This window comes from Brevibacterium sp. RIT 803, assembly GCF_016892625.1.
In the GTDB taxonomy this organism is placed as follows: Bacteria; Actinomycetota; Actinomycetes; order Actinomycetales; family Brevibacteriaceae; genus Brevibacterium.
Map to the genome: position 1 here is coordinate 1 of NZ_JAFEMW010000001.1, position 18,778 is coordinate 18,778.

An 18,778-nucleotide genomic window follows, 5' to 3' on the forward strand; every position below is an offset into this window, starting at 1 on the left:
TTCGTTGTCATCCCGCATCCTGTGAACGATCAACCCAAACTGTGTTTGTGCTGGTCATACCGGGTGAAAACTGTTCTCGAAGAGTTCGTTTTCTGCGGGGCAACGAGATACAACTCTAGACCAGGCTCACTGGTGCGTGCAACTCGAAACCGGAAAACTGAGCGTGACGCCCGTCACCAGGAACGATGCGAGGGCCTCCTCCCCCGGAAAACCGGGGATCGAGTGCTGCGCGAGGCCCTCAAGACAGTGCGCGGACGTTCAGGCTCCGCGGTATCCGGGCATGAGGGAGTCACTGTCGACGATCTCCTTGCCCAATGGCATGAGAGACACGGGGATGAGTTTGAGGTTCGCCCATCCCAGGGGAATGCCGATGATCGAGACGAAGAGCGGGATCGAGGTCACCACGTGCCCGATGGCCAGCCATATGCCGGCGACGATCACCCAGATGATGTTGCCCAACGTCGTTGCGATACCCGCTGGCCTCGTTTCGATGACCTCGCGACCGAAGGGCCAGAGCGCATAGTTGCCGATCCGGAAGGAGGCGATCCCCCAGGGGATGGTGACAATGAGGATGCAACAGATGATGCCGGCGAGGTAGTAGCCGAGTGCCAGCCATAGTCCGCTGAAGATGAACCAGATGATGTTGAGCAGCGTGCGCATGTTCTCCTCGTTTCGACGATGTCCTCTGTCCAGTCTCGGTCACTGCTCGCGTTGATGCCATGAGGCTGTCCAGATATCTCACGAATGACATCCCCCAGAGCTTCGACCTCCCGAAGTCTCTACGCGCCAACCCGCGTACCGATACAAGCGAATGGCTTGTTATCGACAGTCACAAGCCGTTCGCTTGTCCATTGCAGCTCGCCGTCGATTACGGGGATTTCAAAGTGTCGATGGTGAATACGACGACACCGTGCCCTCGAATCGATCAAGGACACGGTGTCGTCGGCAATCATGGAGCTCAGCTGATGATGTCAACTGCTCCCAGGGTTTTCTTTCCCCGACGCAGGAGGATCACTCCTCCGCCGTCGGTGGGGAGCACCTCGGCGAGGGTCAGGGTCTGGTCGTCACCGGTGACCTTGACGTTGTTGACGTAGGCGCCGCCGTCCTTGATGGCTCGGCGTGCCTCGCCCTTGGACTTCACGATGCCGGCAGCAACGAACGCATCGGCAACGGGCATGCCCTGCGCCAGCTGCGTCGAGCTGACATCACCTCGAGGCAGTTCGGATGTCGCGGCCCCCAAGGTGGAGGCGTCGAGACTGGCAAGCTCTCCCCCACCGAACAGGGCAGAGGCCGCTGCGATCGCCTGCTCGTACTTCTCCTTACCGTGGACCAAGGTCGTCACATCCTCGGCCAGCACCTTCTGCGCCAGGCGCGTGTGTGGTGCCGCGGTGAACTCAGCCTCGATCTGCTCGATCTCCTCGAGGGACCGGAATGAGAACACCTTGAGGTATTTCACGACGTCGCGGTCATCAGCATTGAGCCAGAACTGGCTGAACGCGTATGGGCTGGTCAGGCTCTCGTCCAACCACACGGTGCCGGACTCGGTCTTGCCGAACTTGGTGCCATCGGCCTTGGTAATCAGCGGTGTGGCCAGGGCATGGACACTGTGCTGTTCGACGCGACGGATGAGATCAACGCCGGAGGTCAGGTTCCCCCATTGGTCGGAGCCACCGGTCTGCAGGGAGCAGCCGTAGCGGCGGTGGAGTTCGAGGTAGTCGTTGCCCTGCAGCACCTGGTACGAGAACTCCGTGAAGGAGATTCCCGCTTCGCTGTTGAGGCGAGCCGAGACTGACTCCTTGGCCAGCATCCGGTTCATCGGGAAGTGCTTGCCGATGTCGCGAAGGAAATCGATGGCCGACATCTCGGATGTCCAGTCGTAGTTGTTCACGACCTGGGCGGCGTTCGGGCCAGTGAAGTCGAGGAACTTCTCGACCTGTGCCCGGATCTTTTCCAACCATTCCTCGACGACCTCGCGCGGGTTGAGCGTGCGCTCTCCCGACATGCGGGGGTCACCGATGAGCCCGGTTGCTCCGCCGACGAGGGCCAGGGGGTTGTGCCCTGCCTTCTGCAGACGCGCGGCGGTGATGAGCTGGACCAGGTTGCCCATGTGCAGGCTGGGTGCGGTGGGATCGAAACCGACATAATAGGTCAGCGATTCCTCATTGAGAGCCTTCTGCAGGGCGGCTTCGTCGGTCGAAACCGAGACGAGGCCACGGGCCTTGAGTTCACTGAAGATGTCGGTCACTTCGGTCCTTTCAGATGTGTATGAAGTGTCGGCGAGAAGCCGACGAAGTCGATTCTACGTGCTCACCGAGGTGGGTGTGCCATTGGCCGCAGTAGAGCTGACATGGGCTATGCCGAACGTGGAATGCCGCATAGCGTGATCTCGTTCAAGGACGATGGGTGAGCAGATTGTTTGGGTGACTCCGCCACTTCGTCAAATTCTCAGTGCTGTCAGTTGTTCAATTCCGACTGAAGCTCGGGAGAATACTCAATAATGTACGGCAATACCTTCAGCTTCTCCGCGCTCATTGCTACCCCCATCTCCGTAAGCAACCGTGCGTAGGTGTGCCACGACCGGGAGTGGCGCACTTCTGCGTGCTCACCTTCGTCGGGCAGCAGGCCGCCTTCAACGTGCATGAGCAATTCCGCCTCAGACAGGCTGCTATCTCCATCACTGTTGTCCCAGCTCGCAGTCACTCCCCGATCCCAGCGCATCGAGACTCGCGACCCATCCGACAAGTCCGCGAACTCGTCAATCTTCACCGACAAGTTGCAATGTCCCAGTCGAGGCCGAGGTGACAAACGGATAGTGCACCAGGCACCGACCGCGATAGCTTTCACAGCGGGCTCAAAAGACGTCGCTGGCCATCGAGGAGCGCGAGGCTGAGCCTCGTCGATCGTCGTGTAGCGCAGTTCGTCGTTGCTCACTATCGTGCTCCCACAAAGTAAGTTGTTTCGTCAGCGAATCAGTTAGGCGTGCCTACCCACAACGCGGTTTCCTCGCGTTCCACCGCGACTCGTCAAGGTGTGATGCTTACGTTACGTTCTCATAATCAGAACACAAGGTCGATTTTCACCAGTTCCGAATACAGACAGGTGAGGACACGCGTGTCACGGTATCGACAACTTTCCCCGGAATCCGGAACAGACAAGATCGGATGTCAATATTGTGCAGAATGGAGGCATGAGGAGTCGACGGGCAACGGACGAACAGCTACGAATACTCAAGTTCTGGTGGCTATTGGAGCTTTTCAGTCCACAGAAGGTGCCGGCCGCGAAACGATTGACTCCTGACTCTCCGCATGAACAGGTCATCTCCTGGCTTCCAGGCAATGGCTTGCCCTGGGACAGCCTCCCGCCACCACAGAATAACGGCGGAACGAAGATGGTCTGGACACATACGGTCTACCTCGGGGTATATTCACTGGCTGACATTTACGAGTCCCTGCACAAGGTCTTTCACGATGATGCAGATGTCTACGACGAACGACAGCCTGGGAAGAGCGCGTGCGCCGGCCTCCTCGTCGACCACCGCGGGCAGCTAGTCAATGAGTCTCCAATATTGTCATCGGCGCTCTGGGCTACAGGACGTGCCACCAACCGAGGTCCGTCCGACCCGAACTGGGCAGAAGGATTCGACACCGCACGCTCGTCTTTCGCCGAGGCTGTCGAGAACCGAGAAAGTCAGCGAATAGAAGAGTTCACGAAGACACTAGATCACCGTCACCAGTCTGCGGAGATTGTAGCTCCTCCCCCGCCCCCGATTGACGGAAACTTCATCCAGGAGCTTCTCAAGGTGGCTCACCGATGCTCGGGAATCAATGGACTCACTGAACTGGCGACCGACGATGTCGTCATCGAAAGCCGAGCAGTCTCGGCGAGGAGAGCGGAGGAAACCGCCGAGACGGATTTCCTCAACAGCTTCTTCCTCGATGACCTCAGTCGCGTTCGCAAACAATCGGCCCAAGGCGAATTGGGCGAGGCACTGGCTACCTACCTCACCCGAGATGAAGCCCTTCCTTTGAACCACCGCATCGACGTCATGGACTCCCCGTCAACGGTTGACGCTGCTACCTCAATGGACCATCTGCCGAAGGGCCGTTGGCCATCCAATCCGTCACACCATCTCGCACTCAGCCAGCAGTTCTCTGTCAATCAGGCTCTAGGAAACTTCTCCACCGCGCAGGGAATCATGGGCGTCAACGGGCCACCGGGTACCGGAAAGACGACGATGCTCCGCGATGTCCTGGCTGGAAACGTCGTGGAACGCGCCCGTCGACTCGCGGCCCTGCCGAAAGCTGCAGACGCATTCACCGACACGGTCCATACATGGAACGTCGGCGAGAAGTATGAGTCCAAAGTCCCGCAGTTAAGACCCGAACTCACCGGGTTCGAAATGGTCGTTGCCTCGGCGAACAACTCTGCAGTGGAAAACATTTCGTTCGAGGTACCGGCGACAGAGGCCATCGCGAAACAATGGCACGACACAGCCGACTATTTTTCCGACATTGCTACCTTTCTCCTGCAGCGCGATTCGAAGAAGAAGGCTTCAGAAACCGAGACATCTGCCTGGGGCACAATCGCAGCCCGACTGGGGAACAAGAGCAACCGCAAGGGCTTCCGCAGTGACTTCTGGTTCGGCGAACGCGACCCCAAGACATGGAAGCTCGTTGAAGGAGGTTGCCTCGGCCTCGATGAGACTCTGCGTCAGCGCCACGAAGAAAGGACGCACTGGCCGACTTGGGCCGACGCAAAGAACTCGTTCTTCCAGGCCGAAAGACAGGTCGATAACCTCATTTCGCAAGCACAGTCTGCACAAGAACGTCTGGAATCTTTGGAACCGACCCGCGTCAACGTTCAGCGTCTCGAACAGCAGCTAGAACACATTCAGGCCCGGCTCAACGATGTTCAGCAGTCACTAAGTCAAAGTCTGCGACACGAACGCGAGGCTACGGAACGACGCGACCATGCATTCGCTGCATACAGAAAACACGTCGAAGCGAAGCCAGGAATCTTCGAAATCATCTTTTCCTGGGGACGAGCACTGCGCCCGTGGAGAGGGACTCTGGATGAGTTTTCTCGCGCACTTCTTGCCACCGAAGATCAACTGTCACAGATCAGTCAACAACGTGAACAGCTTCAGATCACGTTTCATGACAAGGCTGAGAATCTGACTCGCACGGAGTCCGACCTCAACAGCGCCAGGACCGAGTTGCAGCAACTCACTGCTCGCTGCAGGGATGACGAGGCCAGATATGGCAATTCGTATCCGGGCAACGGCTGGACTGGCGAGGCGCGAGAACTGCAAGCTCCGTGGCTCAGCGAAAAGCTAGATGAGGCACGGTCCGAACTCTTTTTCGAGGCGCTGAAGCTCCATGAGAACTTCATGGTCGCTGCCGGCAAGAAGATGCGCAACGGACTTCGAGCCGCATTGTCAGTCGTCGGTGCCGACCATCCTGCCAAGCTCGAGTCCGAGAAGATACTTGCGGCGTGGCAACTGTTCTTTCTCGCAGTCCCTCTCGTGTCCACGACCTTTGCCTCTGCCGGTCGCATGTTCGATGCTCTCGGCAAAGACTCCTTTGGTTGGCTGTTCATCGACGAAGCCGGACAGGCAGCGCCGCAGTACGCAGCCGGTTCAATCTGGAGAGCACAACGAGTAATTGCTGTCGGCGATCCGCTTCAACTGCAGCCGGTCGTGACCATCCCCAACAAAGTCCAGGGAGACATCGCGACGACGCTCGGAGTCTCGAGCTCATGGCGCCCGCCCGCAGCGTCCGTACAGACCCTTGCTGATCGCATTTCCATCCATGGGACAACTCTTAGGCAAGACGGCGAAGACGTTTGGGTGAGTGCTCCGCTGCGGGTGCATCGCCGCTGCGATGACCCGATGTTCAGCATCAGCAATCATCTGGCGTATGAAGGCATCATGGTCAAGGGGTTCGGCAGCCGGGTCGACGCCCCAGACAAGACTGGTTGTTTCGATCTGCCCGATGGCTACAACATCTTCCCCAGCTTCTGGGCTGATGAGCCCGCCACAGTGTCAGGTACGCATCTTCAGCTCAATCAGATCGATCGGTTGCGAAACGCCCTCGATCATCTGAAGAAGATGGGGGTCGAACCATCCGACGTCATTGCGATCTCACCGTTCAGAGCCGTCGCCGACAAGTTGCGGTCACTGACGAACCACTACCCCGGCCTTCAAGCAGGGACCATCCACACCGCTCAGGGGCGGGAGGCATCAGTGGTGGTCTTCGTCCTCGGTGGAGACCCTGATAAGCCAGGAGCACAAGCATGGGCCGCGCAGTCGGTCAACCTCGTCAACGTGGCTGTCAGCCGAGCCCAACGGCGACTTTATGTTATCGGTGACGAAGCAGCGTGGGCGAAGAACAACTATTTCAGACAGTTGTCCCACAGCCTCGGCCAGCACAGGGACCAAGCCCGGAAATCACGCGCCGCCCCGATCATTGAGCGACCTGAGCGGCGCTGACTGATTCCCCGGCGAGTATCCGGAGCAACGATTTCGTAAAGTCTTGGGCGTCACACGCTCCGAGCCGAATCGGCGAACTCGCGCAGCTTTGCAACCTCGGCCTTGGCGTTGGCCAGCTGCTGGTCCACGGCGGACCGCGCTGTTCCGCCCTTGGAGCTGCGGGAGTCGATCGATCCGAGCGTGGTGAGCACTTCACGGACGTCTGGCGTCAGGTGTTCGGAGATGCCGGCGAATTCTTCGTCTGTGAGATCCCACAGCTCGGCATCCTTCGACTCGGCCAACTGCACACATTCCCCGGAGAGTTCATGGGCGATGCGGAAGGGCACGCCCTTGCGGACGAGCCATTCGGCGATGTCCGTGGCAAGGGCGAATCCGCGTGGTGCCAGGTAGGCCATGCGTTCGGTGTTGAACTTCAACGTGGCGACCATGCCGGTGAAGGCCGGGAGCAGAAGTTCGAGGGTGTCGGTGGCGTCGAAGACTGGCTCTTTGTCTTCCTGCAGGTCACGGTTGTAGGCCAGCGGCAGTGCCTTGAGCGTTGAGAGCAGCCCGGTGAGGTCACCGATGAGGCGTCCTGATTTGCCGCGGGTCAGCTCAGCGACGTCGGGGTTCTTCTTCTGCGGCATGATCGAGGACCCGGTCGAGTACGCATCGTGGAGCGTGACGAAGGAGAATTCCTTGGTCGCCCAGGCGATGACTTCTTCGCTCAGACGGGAGAGGTTGATGCCGATCATCGTGGTGATGAACAGGTATTCGGCGAAGACGTCGCGACCTGCGGTGCCGTCGATCGAGTTCTCTGCCGAGTCGTTGAAGCCCAGGTCTGCGGCCACAGCCTGCGGGTCAAGACCCAGCGATGATCCGGCCAGGGCCCCCGAACCATAGGCGGAGATTCCGGCGCGCTCATCGAAGTCGACGAACCGGGCAACGTCGCGCACCAATGGCCATGCGTGGGCCAGCAGGTGGTGGGCCAGGAGCACAGGCTGTGCGTGCTGCAGGTGGGTGCGACCGGGCATCGGCGCTTCGGGGTGCTCTTCAGCCTGGGCGATGAGGACGTCGACGGCGTCGAGGACCAGGCTGGCCAGATCACGAGCGTGATCGCGCAGGTACATGCGTCCCAGGGTCGCGATCTGGTCGTTGCGGGACCGGCCGGCACGCAGTTTTCCGCCAAGGTCAGGGCCGGCGATCTCGATGAGTCCGCGCTCGAGTGAGGAATGGACGTCCTCATCCGATTCTGCGGCAACGTATTCGCCCGTTTCGACGCGGCGGCCGAGTTCGTCAAGTGCCTCGGTCATGCCCTGCAGCTCGTCATCGTCCAGCAGACCCGAGCGGTGCAGCACCTTTGCGTGGGCCTTCGAACCGGCGATGTCGTAGTGGGCCAGGCGCCAGTCGAAGTCCGTCGACTTGCTCAACGCGGCCAGTGCATCGGCCGGGCCGTCCGAGAATCGTCCGCCCCATAGGCTCAGTCGTTCGCTCACAAAAGGTCCTTCCCCACCGTTGTCGCTTCCACGTCACCGGTCTTTTCGTCATCGTTCGTTGTCATTGTCTCAGGCTTCAGCCCTCGCCGAGGCCGCCAGCTGCGTATTCGAGGAACGTCTCCGCCAAGGCTTGTCCCCCGACTGTGGAGTCGGCAATGACGAGAACAGTGTCATCGCCGGCGATGGTGCCGAAGATCCCGGTCATCGAGGAGCGGTCGATCGCCGAGGCCAAATATTGGGCGGCTCCGGGCGGGGTGCGCAGAACGACCATGTCCTTCTGAGCCGCTGCGGAGACGAGGAGCTCTTCGAGCAGCCTCGGCAGCTTCGCATCGAGGCTGTCGCCCGTGGACTGCTGCAGGCTCCGGTCCCCGCCCTCACCGGGGACAGCGTAGACGGATCCGGCGGTGGACCGGATCTTCACGGCCCCCACCTCGGCGAGGTCTCGTGAGAGTGTCGCCTGGGTGACGGTGATGCCCATCGTCGCCAGGTTCTCGGCCAGGTCGATCTGGGAATGCACGGATTTGCGGGTGATGAGATCGATGATCTTCTGTTGCCGCGCGGTCTTCGTCAGCGGCGCCGAGTTCGTCGGTGATGTGGCGTTGTCGCTCATCGCGTCTCCAGGAGGAATGTCATGAGTGCCTTCTGCGCGTGCAGGCGGTTCTCTGCTTCATCGAAGACCACCGAGGCGGGGCCGTCGATGACCTCGGCCGTGACCTCTTTGCCCCGGTAGGCCGGCAGGCAATGGAGGAAGATCGGGTCGTTGCCCAGGTTCATGAGCTCCTGGGAGACCTGGTACTTCACGAAGGGTGAGGCTTCGTCATCGCGTCCGGCCGAATCCTGGCCCATGGACACCCAGGTGTCGGTGACGAGGACATCGGCGCCCTGGGCGGCAGCCACGGGATCGTCGGTGACCGTGACGGAGCCGCCGGTGGTCTGGGCGAGTTCGTTGGCCTCGGCAATGATGGCCTCGGCCGGTTGGTAGTCGGCGGGGGCGGCGATGCGCACGTGCATGCCGGCGTTGACTCCGCCGAGGACGTAGGAGTTGGCCATGTTGTTGGCCCCGTCGCCGTAGTAGGTCATGGTCTGCCCGGCGACGTCGCCGCGGTGTTCGCGGATGGTGAGCAGGTCGGCCAGGATCTGGCAGGGATGGTAGTCATCGGAGAGTGAGTTGATGACCGGGACGGATGAGTTCTCGGCCATCTCTTCCAGGCCTGCTTGGGCGTAGGTGCGCCAGACGATGGCCGAGACCATGCGCGACATCACCTGGGCGGTGTCGGCGATGGATTCCTTGTGCCCCAGCTGCGCCTCACCGGGGTTGACGATGAGCGGCTGCCCGCCAAGGGCGGCGATCCCGGCGGCAAAGGACACGCGGGTCCGCGTTGAGGTCTTGTCGAAGATGACGGCCGCGGTCTGCGGTCCGGCCAGCGGGGTGCGCGAGTACGGGGCTGCTTTGAGCTCAACCGCGAGGTCGAGGACTTGTGCTTGTTCGGCCGGGGTGAGGTCGGTGTCCTTGAGGAAATGCCGTGTCATGGTGTGTCCTTTGTCAGTCCGTGTGGGGCAACCGGGCTACGAGTGTGGATGACCCGGTCGCCGAGGTGGCCGCTAGGTGGGCGGCGAACGTGTTCAGCCGTGCAGCAGTCCGGGCAGGGCGGTCAGGAACGGTGCGAGATCGTCTTTCGTGATGATCAGCGGTGGTGCCAGGCGCAGGCGTCCGGGTGCGACGGGGTTGATGATGAACCCGGCCTCGAGCGCGCGGGCAGCGATCGCCTTCTCATCGAGGCCCTCGGCCAGTTCGAGGCCGAGGAGCAGTCCTGTGCCGGTGACCTTCTCGATGCCGTCGATTTCCAGCAGCTGTTCGGTGAGCCATTCGCCTGTGACCCGGGTGTGGGCGAGCAGGTTGTCGGTCTCGATGGTTTCGAGTACGGCCAGTCCCGCCGCGCAGGCGATGGGGTTTCCGCCGAAGGTGGTCCCGTGCTGTCCGGCCTCGAGGAGTTTGGTGTTGGCATCGCCGACGGTGATGGTGGCCCCGATCGGCATGCCCCCGCCCAGCCCCTTCGCCGAGGTGATGATGTCGGGGACGACGCCTTCGCCGATCTCCGGGTCCTGGTGGGCGAACCACGATCCGGTCCGCGCCGCTCCGGACTGGACCTCGTCGAGAACGAGAAGGGCCCCGGCCTCGCGGGTGAGTTCGCGGACCTTGGTGAGGTAGCCGGCCGGGTGCTGCCGGACTCCGACCTCGCCCTGGATGGGTTCGATGAAGACGGCGGCAGTGGTGTCGTTGATGGCGGCGGCGAGCGCGTCGACGTCCCCGTAGGGAATATGGACGACGCCGGGTACTCCGGGTGCGAAGGGTTCTCGGTAGGCTGCCTTGGCGGTCAGTGCGAGCGCACCCATGGTGCGACCGTGGAAGGCACCCTCGATGGCGATGATGATCGGTCGTGATCCACCCCCAGCGCGGCGGGCCATCTTGAAGGCGGCCTCGTTGGCTTCGGTGCCGGAGTTTGAGAAGAACACGGCCGAACCGCTGGGCAGGTCGAGGACCTCGTGAAGTTTCTCAGCGAGTGCGATCTGCGGCGGGGAGGTGAAGAAGTTCGAAATGTGGCCCAGCGTCGACGCCTGCTCGGTGATGGCCTTGACCCATGCGGGGTGGCAGTGGCCGAGTGCATTGACGGCAATGCCGGCCAGCAGGTCGAGGTATTCCTTGCCCGAGGCGTCCCAGACCTTGGTTCCTTCGCCGCGGACGAGATCGAGCTGGGGTGAGCCGAAGACCGGTGAGAGGACGCGGGAGAAGTCATCGCGCCAGGTCTGGGCCTGGTCTGTCACAGCGTTTGTCTCATACATCGTTCGTCTCCTCAGTGCTTGTCTCGTGTCCCTCGCCCTTGTGTCCGTCACCCAGTGGTGCGGGTTCGACGACGGTGTCTTCGACCATGGTGCCGATGCCCTCGGAGGTGAAGACCTCGAGGAGGAGTGAGTGTGCCATTCGGCCGTCGATGATGTGGGCCTGTTGGACCCCGTGCTCGATGGCCTCGAGGGCCGCGGTCATCTTGGGGATCATGCCCGCGTCGAGGCTGGGCAGCAGTTCGCGCAGCTTCTTCGGTCCTATGCGTGAGATCAGGCTCGAGGTGTCAGGCCAGTTGGCGTAGAGGCCGGGCACATCGGTGAGCATGATCAGTTTGTTCGCACGCAAGGCTTTCGCCACGGCGGAGGCGGCGAGGTCTGCGTTGATGTTCAGCGGCTTGCCCGCCTCCCCACCGATCTCCGAGGCGATCGAGCAGATGACGGGCACCCGCCCAGCATCGAGTAGCTCGGTGAGCACGGTGGTGTTGACCTGGGCGATCTCGCCCACCCGGCCGAGATCGATGACCTCACCGTCAACCTCGGCGTGGGTCTTGTTCGCCAGAAGCAGGTCCGCGTCTTCACCGGAGAGCCCGATCGCGGCGTTGCCGTTCTGGTTGATGCGGGAGACGATGTCGCGGTTGACCTGGCCGGAGAGGACCATGCGGATGACCTCGGCGGCCTCAACGCTGGTGACCCTCTGGCCTGCCTTGAACTCGCTTTCAATACCCAAGCGAGCCAGCATCGAGGTGATCTGGGGTCCGCCGCCGTGGACGACGACGGGTCGGATGCCGGCGAAGCGCAGGAACGCGATGTCATCGGCGAAGGACTGCTGCAGCTCCGGGGAGATCATCGCGTTGCCGCCGTACTTGATGACGATCGTGGCACCGGCGAAGGTCTTGATCCACGGCAGCGCCTCGGTCAGGGCCTCGGCCTTGACCTGGGCGGCGGCGAGCCGGGCGGCCGTTGACTTCGTGGACATGTCGTGTGGGTTGCTCATGTGGAGTAGGCGCTGTTCTCTTCGACGTAATCGTGGGTGAGGTCCGAGGTCCAGACCGTGGCGGTGGCATCTCCTGCGTGGAGGTCGATGACGACGTCGACGTTGCGCCCGAATTCGACCTTCTCCGGGTCCTCATAGGGTCCCGAGGCCCGGCACACCTCGGTGCCGTTGATGATCACGTCGATGGCCGTGGGGTCGAAGGTCGCCGAGGTGGTACCCACCTGGGCAACAACACGTCCCCAGTTCGGGTCCTGACCGAAGATCGCTGCCTTGAACAGGGCCGAGCGTGACACCGACCGGGAGACCTCGACAGCCTCGGCCTCGCTGGCCGCACCCTGCGTGGTGATGGCGATGTCGTGGTGGGCGCCCTCGGCATCGACGTGGAGCTGGTGCATGAGGTCGAGGCAGAGTTCGCGCAACAGGCTCGTGAACTCATCTGTATCGACGGCTGCCTCGTGGGCGCCGGAGGACATGAGGATGACGGTGTCGTTCGTCGACATGCACCCGTCCGTGTCGAGGCGGTCGAAGCTCTGACTCGTCGAGGCCCGCAGAGCCTGATCGAGCACGGCCTGGTCGACCTTCGCGTCGGTGGTGATGACGACGAGCATGGTGGCCAATCCCGGGGCGAGCATTCCTGCGCCCTTGGCCATGCCGCCGATCGTGTACCCGCTGCTGCCTTCGCGGGTGGCGGTCTTGGCCACGGTGTCGGTGGTCATGATCGCCTCGGCGGCGTGCTCGCCTCCGGCCACCGTGTCCTCGGCTGCGGCCACCAATGGTGGGAGGTTGTCGATGATGGTGTCGCGGAAGTCCTGACCGCCGACGCCGATGAGTCCAGTCGAGCAGACGAGGACGTCTTCGGCCGCTGTGGCGGTGCCGGCTTCGGTGAGGAGTGCGGCGGTGGTCTGGGCGGTCAGGGTGGTGGTCTCGTATCCGAAGTCGCCGGTGTAGCAGTTGGCTCCTCCGGAGTTGAGGACGACGGCGCGGGCCTGACCGTTGGCGGAGACCTTCTGGGACCACAGGACGGGGTTGGCCTTGCAGCGGTTCGAGGTGTAGACGGCGGCGACGGCAGTGTCGGGGCCGGTGTTGATGACGAGCGAGAGGTCCTTGGTCCCGCTGGGTTTGAGTCCGGCGGTGAGGCCGGCGGCTGTGAAGCCAAGTGGTGCTGTCACGCTCATGGGGCGACTCCTTCAAGGGGAAGCGCGGTGGTCTCATCGAGACCAAGGGCAAGGTGGATGGACTGCAGTGCTTGGCCAGCGGTGCCGCGGACGAGGTTGTCCAGGGCCACGACCACGAGGATCGTGCCTGCCCGTTCATCGACGGTGAACTGGACGTGAGCGAGGTTCGATCCGGTCGTCGATGAGGTGCGCGGCCACTGGCCTTCGGGCAGGACACGGACGAACGGTTCGTCGGCGTAGGCCTGGTCGAAAGCCTGGCCCAGCTGGTCCTTCAGTGCTGCTGCGTCGAGGAGGCCCTCGGCGGTTCTCGGTGCGGGCTCCCCCGCGTCGGCCGTGATGGTGGCGAGGATTCCGCGGGCCATGGGCACGAGCGTCGGGGTGAAGGAGATCCGCGTCGGGCCATCTGCGGCGTCGGCGCCGAGGACTCCGTTGAGGTTCTGCTCGATCTCGGGCACGTGCCGGTGTGTGCCGCCTGTGCCGTAGGGGGAAGCATCGCCGAGGACCTCGGCGGCGGTGAGGTGCGGCTTGAGTGCTTTGCCGGCCCCGGAGACTCCGTTGGCCAGGACTGCGTTGAGCCCTGCAGGTGCGGCGAGGCCGGCCTGGATGAGCGGGGCGAGCCCAAGCGTCACCGCGGTGACATTGCAGCCGGGAACGGCAATGCGCTTGGTGGCTTTAAGGGCTTCGCGCTGCTTCGTTCCACCGGCGGTCAGCAGTTCGGGCAGACCGTAGGTCCAGGTGCCCTGGTGCTCAGAGCCGTAGAACTTCTCCCAGGCTGAGGCGCTGATGAGGCGGTGGTCGGCGGCGAGGTCGACGATGAGTGTCTCGGGGCTCGATTCTTCGAGGTCGGCGGCGATTGCTCCGGACTGGCCGTGTGGGAGGGCGAGGATGACGACATCGTGGCCGGCGAGCACCTCGGCGGTGGACTCCTTGACCACGAAATCGGAATATCGGGCAAGATGGGGTTGATGTCGGCCGAGCGTCTCGCCCACGGAGGAATGTCCGCACACCGTGGTGACGTTGAGATGAGGGTGAGTGCTCAGCAGCCGGAGGACCTCTCCCCCGGCGTATCCGGTGGCACCGGAGACGGCAACCGTAAGATCAATCATATGTATAACTATACCAGCACATTAAATTATATGCAGGAGGCGTGATGACCCAGGCTATTCAGGCGATGCGAGCAGGTGGACCCGAGGTTCTCGAGTTCAATGAGATCGAGACTCCTCGGCCCGGTCCTGGTGAGGTCCTCGTTAACGTCGATGCCGCGGGTGTGAACTTCATCGACACGTATCGTCGTTCGGGCACGTATCCCATGAGCTACCCGCACATCGTCGGCTCCGAGGGCACCGGTCACATCGCTGAGGTGGGCGAAGGAGTGGCGAGTTGGACCGTCGGCGATCGCGTCGCCTGGCACGAAGGCCCGGGCTCGTACGCGACGCAGGTCGTCGTCAAGACCGACAACCTGTTGCGGGTGCCGGAGGGTGTGAGCACCGAGGTCGCCGCCGCGATGCCGCTGCAGGGTCTGACCGCCCAGTACCTGGCCACAAGCTCACACGAGATCAAGCCCGGCCATACTGCCCTCGTCCATGCCGGCGCCGGCGGTGTCGGCCTGTTGCTCACGCAGATCATCAAGCACCTGGGCGGCAACGTCATCTCGACAGTGAGTACCGAGGAAAAGGCCGAGCTGGCGCGGAAGGCCGGAGCCGACGAAGTCTTCCTCTACGGCAATGGAGTCGACGTGACCGCGAAAGTCAAGGAACTCACCGACGGCGAGGGCGTCGAAGTCGCCTATGACGGAGTCGGCAAGGACACCTTCGACGCCTCACTCGCATCTCTGAAGCCACTCGGATCAATGGTCCTATTCGGTGGAGCCTCAGGTCAGGTGCCGCCGTTCGACATCCAGAGGCTGAACTCCTCGGGCGGAATCTTCCTATCGCGGCCTTCGTTGGCCTGGTTCGTCCGATCGTCGGAGGAACTGGCCAAGCGCTCGGCGATGTTGTTCAACGGCATCGAGCACGGGTGGTTGAACTTCCGGGTGGGTGCGACGTTTGCGCTGGCTGACGCTGCGGATGCACATCGGGCGCTTGAGGGTCGGGAAACTACCGGGAAAGTTGTACTGACGGTGTGATTCGTCGTCTGTAGTTGGGGCTCAGGGTTTCTATCAATATGTAGGATTCTGGGCCCCAATTCTTATGCCGCCGGAAGCACAAAATCCACCCTCTTTCGACACCTCAGCTGTCACAGTATTGCTTTGTTCCGCCCAGACGTCACGGGTCGCTGATACCTTAAAGCCATGTATGAAGTTTCTGTTCGTGACACATTGCGCCAGTTCATGGCCGAACGAGATTGGCAGCAGTTCCACACCCCCGAGAATCTCGCGAAGAGCGTTTCAATCGAAGCGGCAGAGTTGCTCGAATGTTTCCAATGGGGTGATGCAGACCTCGGTTCCGCGAAGGACGAGCTGGCAGATGTGCTGACGTATTGCATGCTGCTGGCCGATAAATTGGACCTTGACCCCGACACCATCATTTTAGACAAGCTGGCGAAGACTCGCGAGAAGTACCCAGTGGAGAAGGCTCGAGGCACGAGTGTGAAATATGACCAGCTTTAAGGTCGAACGCTTCCCCTTCGATGCCAACCAGGTCAAGGCATGGGGACCCGTCGATCCACGTCATCGGAACTGGCCTGTCGTGTACGTCATGAACAATAAGAGAGAGGTCTACGTCGGCGAGTCGCTTAATGTCGAGGGACGGATGCGACAGCACCTCGAGTCTGACTCAAAACGAAGTCTCCAGTCGGTGAGAGTCGTTCTCGATGACACGTTCAATAAATCAGCGTGCCTCGATCTGGAGTCATTCCTCATACGAATGTTCCATGGCGACGGCAGCCGACAGGTCCTCAACCTCAACGCCGGCATCACCGATGCTGAGTACTACGACCGAGAGAACTACAACAAGACGTTCCGACAGATCTTCGAAGAGTTGCGAACTCAGGAAGAGCTGTTCCAACGAACGATCCCACAGATCGTCAACAGTGATCTCTTCAAGCTCTCACCCTTCAAAGCGCTGAACCATGATCAGGCTTCCGCCGTTAATGACATACTCGAAGGCTTCTTTTCCGACCTCGAAAGCGGCGTCGACAACTCTGTTGTGGTCGAAGGCAACCCAGGTACCGGCAAGACCGTGATTGCCATCTATATGCTCAAGTTGCTCGAAGACATCCGTCGGCATGATTCGGAAGAACCCCTGGACATCGATTCGATCTTCGGCGACTATTTCACGCCTGGACATGCCGAGCTGCTCGAGTCTCTCAGATTCGCAATCGTCGTGCCCCAGCAATCGTTGCGAGACTCAATCGCCAAGGTGTTCAAGCTGACACCCGGATTGCACAAAAACATGGTGTTGACACCGTTCCAGGTAGGTGAGAGCACAGAACCGTTCGATCTTCTCGTCGTCGATGAAGCTCATAGGCTCAACCAGCGCGCAAATCAGGCAGCGGGGCCGCTCAACAAGAAGTTCATTGAAATCAACGAGAAGCTCTTCGGCTGGGATGATCCGCAGAAGACGCAGTTGGATTGGATCAGGAAGCAGAGTCGACATTCGATCCTCATGCTTGACGTCAACCAGACGGTCCGCCCTGCAGATCTACCAGCAACCAAGACAAGGGAAATCGCAGCGCGGGCCAGAACCGCGGGCCGACTATATCCTCTCCAAACCCAGATGCGGATCTCAGCAGACAAAGATTACGTCGGCTACATCCGGTCGGTGCTCAGCGACAATCCACCGACAACGCCCGACAACTTCGGTAACTACGATCTGCGGTTGTTTACTGATCTCGGAGAGATGAGACGAGAGCTCCAGAAGCGCGAAGAGGAATGCGGGCTCTCTCGACTCGTCGCAGGGTACGCCTGGCCGTGGAAGAGCAAGAAAGACAAGTCCGCGTTCGACATCGAACTCGACGGCCAGCAGATGCGCTGGAATTCGACCACGACGGATTGGATCAACTCCCCTAAGTCAGTCGATGAGGTTGGATCGATCCACACTGTGCAGGGGTATGACCTCAACTACGTCGGAGCCATCGTCGGCAATGACCTCCGCTACGACCCAGTCGCAGGCAAGCTCATCTTTGACCGCGCCAACTATCACGACAAGAAGGGCCGCGAGAATAACCCGAAGCTCGGCATCACCTACTCAGATGCGGACCTTCTCGAGTACGTAAAGAACATCTACAGTGTGCTGCTCACACGAGGCATCCGCGGCACATATGTGTACGTCTGCGACACCGCACTGCGAGAGCGCCTTCAAGAATTTATCTGAGGCACCGGTCGAATCAACCACTAGTTCCCGTCTCGCAACCGATGGGTTTTGAGACGCCTAGGTTGCGAGACAGTTGAGCATCGGTGCTGGTGACTGAATCCGCGGGGGCGACCGAGCCGATATCCCCTCCTATGATGTAGTCATGACAACGCCCGTACTGCCTTGGATACCTGACCGACATCTGGACGTTGTGGCAACCCTTGCCCACGCTGACGAACTCATTGGCCAGGTAGGTGAGCTGGTCTTCGAATACGTGGCTGAGAATGGCGATGTTTTTAAGATCTGTGAAGTGCTCGATGACTCTGTGAGCAACGCGGTGATCGAACGGATCGCACCAATTGCCAAGAAAATCCCCCTGCTTGTTGCCGACGCTTTGGTGACTTTGCGTGCAGCAATCGAGTACACCCTGTTCACTGAAGTTGGGTTTCTGAGCGAGCGACGCCTGGACGACAAACAGGAGCGAAATATAGGCATGCCTGCATACAATACTTATGCAGAGTATGCGAGGTGGCTGAAGAAGAGACCGAAAAATACGCCCGATGTGATAGCGAATGGGAGCGAGCTCTTGCGCCGCGTGGAGGGATTGCAGCCCTTTCACCGAGCGGTCAGGCCGGACCTTCATCCGCTGGCCCTCCTCACTCTGTACACGAACCACGCCAAGCACCGCACACCTGCCGTCACGGCCGTGCGGCTGGCAGCCGTGGTCAACGAGAAGGTTCCGCCACGTTCCCCAAGCGATTTCGAGCCTGGCCCCGTTGTGCCGATTCGAGTTGGAGATGTGATCGCAAAGACGCCACTGGGCGAGCGAGTCCCCGTCGCTCTCTTCCCGGCGATCGGAATCAATCGACCAGGCACTGAGGACTGGCCGTACCTGATGGATGAGCTCGACCAAATTTCTAGTTGGGTCAGAGAACAAGCGGTTCCTCGACTGATCACCGGGGGTAGCCCGCCCTCTGAAGGGATCCCGGCTAGTTACGAGATCGGGCGCGGCCACGACGGCGAACGTGACGCGATTGGGTTGGGGACTTCGATAACCGCGAATGAGAAGGCACGACTTCGACACGGTGCAGCTAGCGCACGTCCGAGCATGGTGGAGATGCTCCTGCCTACTTCCGCCGAACTGACACGTGAAACCCTCGCAAAGTGGGTTGCTCATCTTAATGATGGTGAGGTGGTCGAGCGAGTTGAAAGGTTTAAGGGCTTCGTCTCGGATTTCGGTTCGATGTCCGGCAATGCCAAAGTCTTGTCGGAACTTCGCGACGAAGCATTACAGTTCGCGAGTAAGCACCGCGGCTAGTGCTGATTGATCTGCGGCAAAACTTCAGAGTTGCGACGCAGCGCACGCGTCAACCGGGCTGGTCAAAGAAGGCCGTAACATCATGTTCGTGTGAAACTCAGCGTTAAGCGAAGGTATTCTTGCAACGCTGGGTGGCGGTCAGACTCTGAAGGCTGAGCCCGGGGAGCCTTTCGACGACCCACGTAACTGGCCATCT

At 60.9% G+C, this 18,778-nt stretch carries 15 protein-coding genes; 5 read left to right on the plus strand and 10 right to left on the minus strand.

Annotation, left to right across the window (positions count from 1 at the left end; translation table 11 throughout):
* Nucleotides 1–258: 258 nt before the first annotated feature.
* The 3 genes from JTF07_RS00005 to JTF07_RS00015 form a co-directional block, all read right to left on the minus strand.
* Nucleotides 259–660 carry a YccF domain-containing protein gene (locus JTF07_RS00005; RefSeq protein WP_143922636.1) on the minus strand — a complete coding sequence of 134 codons (402 nt, stop codon included), beginning with the start codon at nucleotides 658–660 and terminating at the stop codon, nucleotides 259–261.
* Nucleotides 661–958: 298 nt separating this feature from the next.
* On the minus strand, nucleotides 959–2,245 hold the full coding sequence (tyrS, locus tag JTF07_RS00010; protein WP_204232330.1) for a tyrosine--tRNA ligase: 1,287 nt from the start codon (nucleotides 2,243–2,245) through the stop codon (nucleotides 959–961).
* 209 nt (nucleotides 2,246–2,454) lie between these two features.
* Nucleotides 2,455–2,931, minus strand: a complete 477-nt coding sequence (locus JTF07_RS00015) for a hypothetical protein (protein WP_204232331.1) — start codon at nucleotides 2,929–2,931, stop codon at nucleotides 2,455–2,457.
* A gap of 457 nt (nucleotides 2,932–3,388) precedes the next feature.
* Between JTF07_RS00015 and JTF07_RS00020 the strand changes: the two genes are divergently transcribed.
* A complete protein-coding gene (locus tag JTF07_RS00020; RefSeq protein ID WP_252199201.1) occupies nucleotides 3,389–6,490 on the plus strand; it encodes a DEAD/DEAH box helicase in 3,102 nt (1,033 codons plus the stop codon).
* Nucleotides 6,491–6,540: 50 nt separating this feature from the next.
* Here the strand turns inward: JTF07_RS00020 and argH are convergent, their stop codons facing one another.
* The 7 genes from argH to argC form a co-directional block, all read right to left on the minus strand.
* Nucleotides 6,541–7,962: an argininosuccinate lyase gene (gene argH, locus JTF07_RS00025; RefSeq protein WP_204232333.1), complete on the minus strand. Its 1,422-nt coding sequence runs from the start codon at nucleotides 7,960–7,962 to the stop codon at nucleotides 6,541–6,543.
* A 76-nt stretch (nucleotides 7,963–8,038) separates the two neighbouring features.
* Complete coding sequence (locus tag JTF07_RS00030; RefSeq protein ID WP_204232334.1) at nucleotides 8,039–8,572, minus strand: arginine repressor; 534 nt, start codon at nucleotides 8,570–8,572, stop codon at nucleotides 8,039–8,041.
* Nucleotides 8,569–9,492, minus strand: a complete 924-nt coding sequence (argF, locus tag JTF07_RS00035; RefSeq protein ID WP_204232335.1) for an ornithine carbamoyltransferase — start codon at nucleotides 9,490–9,492, stop codon at nucleotides 8,569–8,571. The genes JTF07_RS00030 and argF overlap by 4 nt, the downstream gene beginning before the upstream one ends.
* Before the next feature lie 93 nt (nucleotides 9,493–9,585).
* Nucleotides 9,586–10,803 (minus strand): acetylornithine transaminase, encoded by a 1,218-nt coding sequence (locus JTF07_RS00040; protein ID WP_204232336.1) that lies wholly within the window; start codon nucleotides 10,801–10,803, stop codon nucleotides 9,586–9,588.
* On the minus strand, nucleotides 10,796–11,797 hold the full coding sequence (argB, locus tag JTF07_RS00045) for an acetylglutamate kinase (protein WP_252199202.1): 1,002 nt from the start codon (nucleotides 11,795–11,797) through the stop codon (nucleotides 10,796–10,798). The genes JTF07_RS00040 and argB overlap by 8 nt, the downstream gene beginning before the upstream one ends.
* Nucleotides 11,794–12,972 (minus strand): bifunctional glutamate N-acetyltransferase/amino-acid acetyltransferase ArgJ, encoded by a 1,179-nt coding sequence (gene argJ, locus JTF07_RS00050; protein WP_204232337.1) that lies wholly within the window; start codon nucleotides 12,970–12,972, stop codon nucleotides 11,794–11,796. Before argJ ends, argB begins: the two co-directional genes overlap by 4 nt.
* Nucleotides 12,969–14,078 carry an N-acetyl-gamma-glutamyl-phosphate reductase gene (argC, locus tag JTF07_RS00055; protein WP_204232338.1) on the minus strand — a complete coding sequence of 370 codons (1,110 nt, stop codon included), beginning with the start codon at nucleotides 14,076–14,078 and terminating at the stop codon, nucleotides 12,969–12,971. Before argC ends, argJ begins: the two co-directional genes overlap by 4 nt.
* A 44-nt stretch (nucleotides 14,079–14,122) precedes the next feature.
* Here argC and JTF07_RS00060 point away from each other — a divergent pair, with 44 nt between their 5' ends.
* From JTF07_RS00060 to JTF07_RS00075, 4 genes are all read left to right on the plus strand, one after another.
* Nucleotides 14,123–15,097, plus strand: a complete 975-nt coding sequence (locus JTF07_RS00060) for a quinone oxidoreductase family protein (RefSeq protein ID WP_204232339.1) — start codon at nucleotides 14,123–14,125, stop codon at nucleotides 15,095–15,097.
* Nucleotides 15,098–15,262: 165 nt separating this feature from the next.
* Nucleotides 15,263–15,580, plus strand: coding sequence for a nucleotide pyrophosphohydrolase (locus JTF07_RS00065; RefSeq protein ID WP_204232340.1), 318 nt, complete (start codon nucleotides 15,263–15,265; stop codon nucleotides 15,578–15,580).
* Nucleotides 15,567–17,285 carry a DUF2075 domain-containing protein gene (locus JTF07_RS00070; RefSeq protein WP_204232341.1) on the plus strand — a complete coding sequence of 573 codons (1,719 nt, stop codon included), beginning with the start codon at nucleotides 15,567–15,569 and terminating at the stop codon, nucleotides 17,283–17,285. The genes JTF07_RS00065 and JTF07_RS00070 overlap by 14 nt, the downstream gene beginning before the upstream one ends.
* A 142-nt stretch (nucleotides 17,286–17,427) precedes the next feature.
* Nucleotides 17,428–18,582 (plus strand): hypothetical protein, encoded by a 1,155-nt coding sequence (locus JTF07_RS00075; protein WP_204232342.1) that lies wholly within the window; start codon nucleotides 17,428–17,430, stop codon nucleotides 18,580–18,582.
* The last annotated feature ends 196 nt before the right edge of the window (nucleotides 18,583–18,778 follow it).

Excerpts from the sequence above, each read along its gene's own strand:
- argF (WP_204232335.1), bottom strand. The coding sequence starts at position 9,492 with ATGACACGGCATTTCCTCAAGGACACCGACCTCACCCCGGCCGAACAA.
- argJ (WP_204232337.1), bottom strand. The coding sequence starts at position 12,972 with ATGAGCGTGACAGCACCACTTGGCTTCACAGCCGCCGGCCTCACCGCC.
- JTF07_RS00070 (WP_204232341.1), top strand. The coding sequence starts at position 15,567 with ATGACCAGCTTTAAGGTCGAACGCTTCCCCTTCGATGCCAACCAGGTC.
- argB (WP_252199202.1), bottom strand. The coding sequence starts at position 11,797 with ATGAGCAACCCACACGACATGTCCACGAAGTCAACGGCCGCCCGGCTC.
- JTF07_RS00065 (WP_204232340.1), top strand. The coding sequence starts at position 15,263 with ATGTATGAAGTTTCTGTTCGTGACACATTGCGCCAGTTCATGGCCGAA.
- JTF07_RS00020 (WP_252199201.1), top strand. The coding sequence starts at position 3,389 with ATGGTCTGGACACATACGGTCTACCTCGGGGTATATTCACTGGCTGAC.
- JTF07_RS00060 (WP_204232339.1), top strand. The coding sequence starts at position 14,123 with ATGACCCAGGCTATTCAGGCGATGCGAGCAGGTGGACCCGAGGTTCTC.
- argC (WP_204232338.1), bottom strand. The coding sequence starts at position 14,078 with ATGATTGATCTTACGGTTGCCGTCTCCGGTGCCACCGGATACGCCGGG.
- JTF07_RS00075 (WP_204232342.1), top strand. The coding sequence starts at position 17,428 with ATGACAACGCCCGTACTGCCTTGGATACCTGACCGACATCTGGACGTT.
- JTF07_RS00005 (WP_143922636.1), bottom strand. The coding sequence starts at position 660 with ATGCGCACGCTGCTCAACATCATCTGGTTCATCTTCAGCGGACTATGG.
- JTF07_RS00030 (WP_204232334.1), bottom strand. The coding sequence starts at position 8,572 with ATGAGCGACAACGCCACATCACCGACGAACTCGGCGCCGCTGACGAAG.
- JTF07_RS00040 (WP_204232336.1), bottom strand. The coding sequence starts at position 10,803 with ATGTATGAGACAAACGCTGTGACAGACCAGGCCCAGACCTGGCGCGAT.